Raw genomic sequence first — 2344 nt, 5'->3', positions numbered from 1 at the left:
TCGTAGATCTTGTCGTTGACGTCGGTGATGTTGACCACCAGCGTCACCTCGTAGCCCTCGCGGCGCAGGAAGCGCTCCAGCAGTGCGAAGGTGACGAACGGCCGCGCGTTGCCCACGTGGATGCGCCCGTAGACGGTGGGCCCGCAGGCGTAGATGTCCACGCGCCGGCCCTCGCGGGGGCGCAGCTCGCGCAGCGCGCCGGAGGCGGTGTCGTGCAGGCGGACGAGGCGCACGCCCGCCAACGTAGCGGCCTCGCCGCCACGAACGCTCGTTCGGTGGCGGAGCATGGCCTCCGGGCCGACCGGTAGTGTGTGGCTGGGATGGCGTCGAACGGCGAGCACGGCCGCAGGTTGGCCGCGGTGGAGCAGGCGTTCCGCGGGCTTCCCGAGCGCTATCTGGGCGCCGATCCGCGCTTCGACGCGACCTACCAGATCCGCCTGGGCGACGTGGGCAGGACCTGGGAGGTGCGCTGCACGGCCGATCACGCCCGGGTCCACCCCGGGGCGACCGCGCGACGGCCCGACGTGGTCATCGGGACCGACGCGCAGACCTGGCTGGAGCTACGGGAGGGTCGCCTGTCGGGCATCGAGGCCTTCTCCAGCCGGCGCCTGTACATCACGGGAGAACTCGATCTCGCCGTGGCCTTCGAGGGCCTGTTCGAGCTGCCCGGCCACCGCCCGCCGCTGCTGGGCATGCGCCCGGTCGACGTCGGCGACACCTGCGTCTCCACCCTGACCATCGGGGAGGGCCCCGACGTGGTGCTCATCCACGGTCTGGGCGGCGCCAAGAGCTCTTTCCTGGACGCCGCGGCGGCGCTGAGCACCGACTTCCGCGTGCACGCCCTCGATCTGCCGGGCTTCGGCTCCTCGGGCAAGCCGCTGAGCGCCCCCTACAACGCCGGCTGGTTCGCCGACACGGTCCTGCGCACCATGGACGCGCTGGGCGTGGGCCGTGCCCACATCGCCGGCAACTCGATGGGCGGCCGCGTGGCGCTGGAGCTGGGGCTGCGCGCGCCCGAGCGCGTCGGTGGCCTCGTGCTGCTCTGTCCGGCCGTGGCCTTCATCAAGCGCGGGCTGCGCCCCGTCGTGCGGCTGCTGCGCCCCGAGTTCGGCCTGCTGCCCCACCGCTTCACCCGTGGCATGGTCGAGGACCATCTCTGGAGCCTGTTCGCCGACCCCGACGCGATCGACCCCGCGATCGCCGACGTGATCGTCGATGAGTTCCAGCGCATCTACGCCAGCGCCGGGGGACGCCTGGGCTTCCTCAGCGCAGCGCGCAACATCTACCTCGACGCGCCGTTCGGGCGCAGCGGCTTCTATCCCCGCCTGAGCGAGCTGGAGCCCCCCGCGCTGTTCGTCTGGGGCACCCACGATCCCCTCATCCCGGCCGCCTTCGCGCGTCACGTGCGCCGCTGGCTGCCCCACGCCGAGCAGATCGTGCTCGAGGGCTGCGGCCACGTGCCCCAGGTCGAGCGCGCCGAGCAGACCGCGGGGATCATGCGCCGCTTCTTCCTCCAGGCCGACGCGCTGGGCGTGCCGCCGACCGCCGCCGTTCGCGCCGCGTAACCGGAGGCCGTATCCTGGTGTGATGGATGAGCGCCTGACCGCGCATGCGGGGCGCAACGGCGGCCGCGCGGAGCCCGCGGGCCTCGGCGACGGCGACGCGAGCCACGACGGCGGCCCGGGCGCCGTCGGCCTGGGCGCCGCCAGGCTGCTCGAGCGTGCCGTGCGCTCGATCGCCCGGGCGGCGCAGGCGGGCGTCCCCGAGGCCGACCTCGACGAGCGCGACCCCGACTACATCCGCGAGAAGCTGCCGCTGCTGTGGCTGGCCTGCAGCCTGTGGCATCGCAGCGAGGTGCGGGGGCTGGGCAACGTGCCCGAGGACGGCCCGGTGCTGATGGTCGGCAACCACTCGGGCGGCAACATGACCCCCGACACGCTGGTCTTCACGCTGGCCTTCTCCACCCACTTCGGCGTCGAGCGGCGCTTCCACCAGCTCGCGCACAACCTGGTGGTGTCGATGCCCTACCTGTCCTTCCTGCGCCGCTACGGAACGGTGGCCGCCTCCCACGAGAACGCCGAGCGCGCGCTGCGGGCCGGCGCGGCGGTGCTGGTCTACCCCGGCGGGGACTGGGAGGTCCACCGCCCGAGCTGGCAGAGCGACCGCGTCGACTTCGCCGGGCGCAGGGGCTGGGTGGGCGTGGCGCTGCGCCATGACGTGCCGATCGTGCCGGTGGTGGCCATCGGCGGACAGGAGACTGCGCTGTTCGTCACGCGCGGCGAGCGCATCGCGCGCGGGCTGAGGCTCGACAGGCTGTTGCGGTTGAAGGTGCTGCCGGTGTCCA

At 73.3% G+C, this 2344-nt stretch carries 3 protein-coding genes; 2 read left to right on the top strand and 1 reads right to left on the bottom strand.

The window, feature by feature from the left end; translation table 11 throughout:
* Nucleotides 1-233: cysteine--tRNA ligase (locus KY469_22855; protein MBW3665931.1), on the bottom strand; the 233-nt coding region annotated here is incomplete at its 3' end.
* Nucleotides 234-359: 126 nt separating this feature from the next.
* On the opposite strand from KY469_22855, the gene KY469_22850 reads away from it, so the two are divergent.
* Entirely contained in the window at nt 360-1565 is a 1206-nt protein-coding gene (locus tag KY469_22850; GenBank protein ID MBW3665930.1) for an alpha/beta fold hydrolase, read from the top strand.
* Between the two features lie 22 nt (nt 1566-1587).
* A partial coding sequence (locus KY469_22845) for a 1-acyl-sn-glycerol-3-phosphate acyltransferase (protein MBW3665929.1) occupies nt 1588-2344 on the top strand: 757 nt, incomplete at its 3' end.

It is taken from the genome of Actinomycetota bacterium, assembly GCA_019347575.1.
Taxonomy (GTDB): Bacteria; Actinomycetota; Nitriliruptoria; order Nitriliruptorales; family Nitriliruptoraceae; genus JAHWKY01.
The sequence above is the reverse complement of the archived record's forward strand: the minus strand, read 5'-3'. Positions and strand labels throughout refer to the sequence as shown.